We start from the raw sequence: 5,832 nt of genomic DNA on the forward strand, positions 1-5,832 counted from the left end.
TGTTTGAAGGCTTGATCTTTCCAAGATTTAGCAATCAACTCCAATTCAAATTCGTGTCGGTTCAGGCGTTTGGGCTGCTGTTCAGACATATCAAACTCTCTAAGTTTCAGGGTTAACGTTGACTAGCTTATTCGCTGGAAAATCGGGAGACAATGTCTAATCTTTATAAAAAGACTCACCGATTTTTTTATTTCAAAAAAGATGGACTTGTATTCTGATAGCTAACGGTTGTAGCAATTTGAGCCAATATCTGGTGAGTTTTTAATAGGATCTCGCTGCTGTCATCCGGCATCAGACAACTTAGCAGTAACTTTCTGCCTTATTTGTTGTTCTACTAGATGGGGATATAGGTTATATAACCCCAACTTGAATTACTACACCGCCTATAACACCTCCTCCAGCCACGGACTCCAGGGCTTCTTCAGATAATTCTTCGGTAATATGCGTGTTCATCGGATTCTGAGGAATTACTAAATAAAGAGTACTTGGAGTTTCCTCAAGTACCTGAATTTGTAAAGTTTCAGGAAGCTCCTGCTGCAACTCTTTAGCATACACTGCTTTTGGGTTTTGGATCAGTTCTTGTTTGAAGGCTTGATCTTTCCATGCTTTGGCAATCAGATCTGATTCAAACTCGTGTCGGGTAATTCGCTTAGGCTGTTGTTCAGACATATCGGGTTATTTGGATTGAGGGTTAACGTTAAGTACTAAAAGCTGTTTTACAGCTAAACTTAAGTGGATTTGCAGACAGACTTTGGAGTTAGACTACAATTCCATAAGGAACAATCACTGTAGGATCTGTAGGAGGATTAATAATTGAAATAGCTCCTCCAGCTACAGACTCCAAGGCTTCTTCAGATAATTCTTCGTTAACTTGCATGCTCATTGGATTCCGAGGAATTAGCAAATATAGAGTACTTGGAGTTTCCTCAAATACCTGAATTTGTAAATCATCAGGAAGCGGCTGTTGCAACTCTTTGGTGTATACTGCTTTCGCGTTAACGATCAGTTCTTGTTTGAATGCTTGATCCTTCCAGGCTTTGGCAATTAGATCTGATTCAAACTCGTGTCTGGTTTTGCGTATACGCTGCTGCTCAGACATACTAAACTCTTTAAGTTTAAGGGTTTACATTGGCTAGTTTATAAGTTGTAAAATCTGGATACAATGTCGAATCTTTTGGTAAGACTCACTATTTTTAAGAGCGCAAGTTTGTAATAAACTAACTCAAGCTTTTATATATGTGACAAGCTGTTGTGCATTTAAATATTACTTCCATAAGAAAGTTAACTGTTAACCAGGTAACTCATAAAAGAAAGTCAAAACGTTTTCTTAAAGAGTATTAAAATTCTATTTTCGTGTTATTTTAGTTGTATTTTATGCTAGTTTGGATACGATGTGCGTTTCTCCAAACTTGAGGCGTAGTTCCCTGGTATTGACGGAACTGACGGAAGAAATGTCCTGTATTCTGATAGCCTACTGCTTCTGCAATCTGCTCAATTGACTGATTCGTCTTTAATAGCAACGAACACGCTGCTGCCATCCGACGTTCTACAATCCAGCGGTTCACCGTATGCCCAGTTAAGCGTCGCATGAGGTCAGTTAAGTAACCAGGAGCGTAGCCCACTGCTTGGGCTACATCACATAAACTAATTGGTTGGTGATAATTCTCTTCAATGAATTGGAACACCTCACTTAAATGCGGACAGGATGGAAAAATCGACTTATTAGTTGCGAGTTTTGCCTCCTCAGTAGCCTCAGGCGTTCCGTTGAGCTGGTGCAAAGCAGCGTACCACTGTTTAAGGGCTGCTTGTTTTTCTAGTCGAGCGGCGATCGCTGTCAATAATTCCTCTACTGTAGTTGGCTTAGTCAGATAGTCATCAGCTCCCAACTTCATACAGTGGCGAAGTTCCGCCTTGGTAGCTTTAGCAGTCAGAAAAATAAATGGAATAATCGCTGTCGCAGGATTTTGGCGCAGCGTGGTGAGGACACCGTAACCATCAAGTTCTGGCATCACGATGTCGCAAATCACCAAATCGGGTAGATGCTTTTGCACCCGCTGCACCCCGACAAGACCGTTTTGGGCACCAATGGCATTGAACCCTTCTGCTTCCAAGCATTCCAAAAACATCTCTCGGCTTTCTGCCTCATCTTCTATCACTAAAATCTTTGTCATTATTACCTCCTTTGATAGAGTGATTTTGAACTAGAAAAATGAGAACAGCAGTCAATAGCAAGTAGTTTGACTACCGTACAAGAGCTAGACAATAATTAACACTGGAACCACCTCAATTGTTGTTGAGGTTAAGTCCTCAAATACTAAAACTTGTCAATTGCAATTAGACCAAGAATATAGGGTTGAGGTTGCCTCAAAATTGGAAAAGCTATCCCACCAGCAACCATCTCTAGTTGCGAGCAATTCAATTGTTCGTTATCTGGATTCATGGGGATGACTAAGTGTCTAACAGTTGGCGTGTCTTTGTAAAAGCAAATAGTTAAATCTTCAGGTAAGTCTTCACCTGTTACCTCTTTAATACCAGCCTTGGGGTCTTGGAGCAGTTTGGCTTTGAAGGCATCATCAGCTAAAGCTTGTCTTATGACTTGAGCAATAACCAGGTTTTGTTCTTCCACGTACCTTTCTAGTTGCTCTTTGATTGGCAAAATATAATTTCGCAATTTGGGTTTATCTTCATGCACTTCAATCTTTTTTAAAAAGTCGGGAACTGTTACCCCGAACTCACAGAGTATTGGCTTGGGATCTGCAATGAAGCAGTTTCTAAATTGTTCATCAGACCAAAGTCGCTCGAGAAGAAGTTTGTATAAATTGATTTCTTTTGTCATTATCTACCTTGACTTTTGCAAGTTAATTCTTGTAAAGTAGCTCTCCTGTTTCTCTTCATCTGCGCCTACGACCTCATAGCTAGACATGGATAAGCTCCTTTCTACCTTAAGTTACAATCTAATTAGCACGATAGCAGTAACAGATTTTTTGCTATTGATTCTTATATTTTCAGTTTTTTCTCATTATCTTCTCGGCTGTTCAGCGATCGGCAATGTAATTGTAAAGGTCGTACCCACGCCGACTTCACTCGCTACGGTGATTTGACCACTATGCAGGTCTACAAACTTTTTGACAAGTGCCAATCCCAATCCATGACCTGGTATATTACCGACATTCTCAGCCCGATAAAATGGCTCAAACAATCTTTGTTGCTCTGCTTTTGGAATGCCAATTCCCCTATCCTTAATCTGGAAAATCACTTTTTTATCTTGGCACGTGAGTACGACATCAATGGTGCTGTCAACCGGAGAATACTCGCTCGCATTCGAGAGCAAATTCATGAGAATGGGCTGTAGCAATTTTTTATCCACGCAGACTGTTCTACAATCACCTTCACTAACAAAAGTGACTGTATGGTGGCGGCTTTGACTCAAATTTAATTGAGCCAATATGTCATGGCAGAATTGGATCAAATTAAGTGGCTCTGGCTCGAACTTTAGCTTTCCTACTTCTGCTCTACCCAGCGTGAGAACTTCATCCATCAATTGGTCGATCTGTTCGACTGCTGTTTGAAGGCGCTGCAAATAGCGGAGTTTTTTCTCTTTAGTCAAGTTGCGATTGTAGCGTTTCAGTGAGCTAGTGGAGAAGGAGATGATGTTTAGAGGAGTGCGGATTTCATGAGAGACCATAGAAACAAAGTGTGCTCTATGTTCAGCAAGTTGTTTTTCTTGTTCTAGAGCAAAGCGAATTTCTTTTTCTGCTTGTTTGTGTTTGGTTATCTCTCGAAAAGTCCATACTGTGCCGATAATTTGTTCACCGCATCGTAGAGGTTGGCAGTATCGCTCGAAAACTCTCCCATCCTTCAACTCCAGAGTGTCGTAACCCTCAACATCGGGTTGATTGTTCAGTTCTTGAATGCGCCTACAAAAGGTTTCTGGGTCTTTAAGTTGATTCTTATAAAAAGCTAAGCACTGATTATGGTTGCGCGATCTAATAACTTGATTTGGAATCTGCCACATCTGGACAAATTTCTGATTAAAGCTAACAATATCTCCCTTGCAGCCGATCGCAACAACAGCGTCAGCAGTGGAATCTAGAGTTGCCTGAAGCAAAGAAAGGGACTTTTCCAGTTCTACCTCCATCTGCTGGCGCAAAGCTTTCTCGCGACATAATTGCTCATTACCATGACTTAATTCAGCTAAAAGCTCTTGCACTCTCGACTCTAGGGCTTCATTAGTCCTATGTAAGCCTGATGAAGCCTGCTTGCACTTGCTGATATTGCGGATCGAGATACAGCCATACTCCCTGCTATCGTATTCTATATAGATAAGGGTAATTGCCACCGGAAAGCTCTGACCTTCCCTAGTCCAATGTAGAAATTCAAAGTATAAAGAACCTTGCTTTTTGATAGTTTTCCAGTGTTTTGACCAAATTTCTGGCGAAAAATCTGGTTTTATATCGTACATAGTCATCGAGAGTAATTCCTCACGGGAATAACCTACCAGACAGCACGCTGCATCATTGACGTATATAAAATCCGCGTTTGGCTTTACCCAGAAAACTGCATTTGCCATAGGAGCGATCGCAGACTGGGTCAGCTGCAAGTTCTCTTGTAGCTGCAGTGTGACTTGAAAATTGCCTTGCTTTGAAATGCAGTTGCCAAAAACCATAGTTCAATTTCCTGCAATTACTAAATGATCTGAAAAAATTAGTCCCCACTGCCATGCCCCCCGCGTCTTAACTCACGAGTCTCTTGCCGAATCCCAGCCTTTGCTGCTTCCTGTAAAGCCATAAAAGCGCTTAAATCTCCTAAGTCATACTTTGTACTTAAAAGTTGTCGCAATCTTTCTTCTGCACAAACCGTTAAATTACCAGTCGCTATAGCCTGTTGAACAAAGTCACGAATTAATACCATATTCAAAACTTATTTGGTATCGATACAACCCTGTTGAAAACCGATGTGTTGCTATAACTATTTCTCTTGCTACTGCGACTTCTTTTCTGCAAAGCATCGGTTTTTCTTTACACAAATTAATATTTACTGCTGGTGTTCCGCCCCTGTTATACTGGTTATCCCTTTCATTTTTTATCTCCCGATCTTTTTTGTAAACTGCGTAACTTTGTAAGAGCTTACCGGTAATTCGAGCGATCGCACCTACTTCCCGCACCTCTAAAGTACTATTTTAAGCAAAGGCTTGAAAGGCGCACCTTTGGCTCAGTTCTTGGCTCACTGCTTTTGCCAATATGTCAAAAGTGATTCAAAATTTAAAAATTTAGTAGTTCTTAACTCAAAATGTAAACAAATGTAACAAATATACTCCTTTGGCATAAAGTGTCCCAAAGGAGTGCGAGAGAGAAACAGAGATTCACTTCCGCGCAAGAGATCGAGTTTGGAGTCTCAAATGACGAGAAGAGATGAACTAGATTCACATCTACTACAACTAGCGATTTCGGCACAGCGACACCCGTCGCGTTCTCAGGAACGGCAACTGGCTTTAACAAAACTGGTTAATGCCATTGTGCGTGCTGACAAGCTTTGCCGTCCACAAAAAAGTCAATTTCCCGCAGGTGTTTATGAAGATATTTACAACGAAGCTCGTCAAGAACTTTTCTTTTATATATGTCAAAATATTGACAAGTACGAACCAGAACGCGGCTCTGTCATGGCATGGGTCAACGTTCTGTTAGACCGACGGTTTTTTAAAGACGCTATTCGCAAAATCCAGACTCATCATTCCAGAATGAAAATGACTATTGCTGACCTGGATAATTTTGCTTCACCGGAAAAACCAAAAGACCTCACAGAAATACTGAAAGAATATATAGAATCAGACCC

The 5,832-nt window shown here is 40.9% G+C and carries 7 protein-coding genes; 1 reads left to right on the plus strand and 6 read right to left on the minus strand.

The features are described from left to right. Positions 1–351: 351 nt before the first annotated feature. The 6 genes from ACKTT2_RS00730 to ACKTT2_RS00755 all read right to left on the minus strand — a co-directional run bounded on the left by ACKTT2_RS00730 (position 352) and on the right by ACKTT2_RS00755 (position 4,911). Positions 352–669 (minus strand): NHLP leader peptide family RiPP precursor, encoded by a 318-nt coding sequence (locus ACKTT2_RS00730; RefSeq protein ID WP_407882959.1) that lies wholly within the window; start codon positions 667–669, stop codon positions 352–354. 88 nt (positions 670–757) lie between these two features. Beyond that, on the minus strand, positions 758–1,099 hold the full coding sequence (locus ACKTT2_RS00735) for an NHLP leader peptide family RiPP precursor (RefSeq protein ID WP_407882961.1): 342 nt from the start codon (positions 1,097–1,099) through the stop codon (positions 758–760). A 262-nt stretch (positions 1,100–1,361) separates the two neighbouring features. Next, a complete protein-coding gene (locus tag ACKTT2_RS00740; RefSeq protein WP_407882963.1) occupies positions 1,362–2,171 on the minus strand; it encodes a response regulator in 810 nt (269 codons plus the stop codon). 143 nt (positions 2,172–2,314) lie between these two features. Further along, a complete protein-coding gene (locus ACKTT2_RS00745; protein ID WP_407882965.1) occupies positions 2,315–2,836 on the minus strand; it encodes an NHLP leader peptide family RiPP precursor in 522 nt (173 codons plus the stop codon). Between the two features lie 183 nt (positions 2,837–3,019). Then, entirely contained in the window at positions 3,020–4,666 is a 1,647-nt protein-coding gene (locus ACKTT2_RS00750) for a sensor histidine kinase (protein ID WP_407882967.1), read from the minus strand. A gap of 38 nt (positions 4,667–4,704) precedes the next feature. Next, entirely contained in the window at positions 4,705–4,911 is a 207-nt protein-coding gene (locus ACKTT2_RS00755; RefSeq protein ID WP_407882969.1) for a hypothetical protein, read from the minus strand. A gap of 487 nt (positions 4,912–5,398) precedes the next feature. On the opposite strand from ACKTT2_RS00755, the gene ACKTT2_RS00760 reads away from it, so the two are divergent. Then, a partial coding sequence (locus ACKTT2_RS00760) for a sigma-70 family RNA polymerase sigma factor (protein WP_407882971.1) occupies positions 5,399–5,832 on the plus strand: 434 nt, incomplete at its 3' end.

It is taken from the genome of Scytonema hankhaensis NUACC26 (genome assembly GCF_045865695.1).
Taxonomy (GTDB): Bacteria; Cyanobacteriota; Cyanobacteriia; order Cyanobacteriales; family Nostocaceae; genus Scytonema.

Coding starts and splice junctions, on each gene's coding strand:
- ACKTT2_RS00735 (WP_407882961.1), bottom strand. CDS start 1,099: ATGTCTGAGCAGCAGCGTATACGCAAAACCAGACACGAGTTTGAATCA.
- ACKTT2_RS00745 (WP_407882965.1), bottom strand. CDS start 2,836: ATGACAAAAGAAATCAATTTATACAAACTTCTTCTCGAGCGACTTTGG.
- ACKTT2_RS00750 (WP_407882967.1), bottom strand. CDS start 4,666: ATGGTTTTTGGCAACTGCATTTCAAAGCAAGGCAATTTTCAAGTCACA.
- ACKTT2_RS00730 (WP_407882959.1), bottom strand. CDS start 669: ATGTCTGAACAACAGCCTAAGCGAATTACCCGACACGAGTTTGAATCA.
- ACKTT2_RS00740 (WP_407882963.1), bottom strand. CDS start 2,171: ATGACAAAGATTTTAGTGATAGAAGATGAGGCAGAAAGCCGAGAGATG.
- ACKTT2_RS00755 (WP_407882969.1), bottom strand. CDS start 4,911: ATGGTATTAATTCGTGACTTTGTTCAACAGGCTATAGCGACTGGTAAT.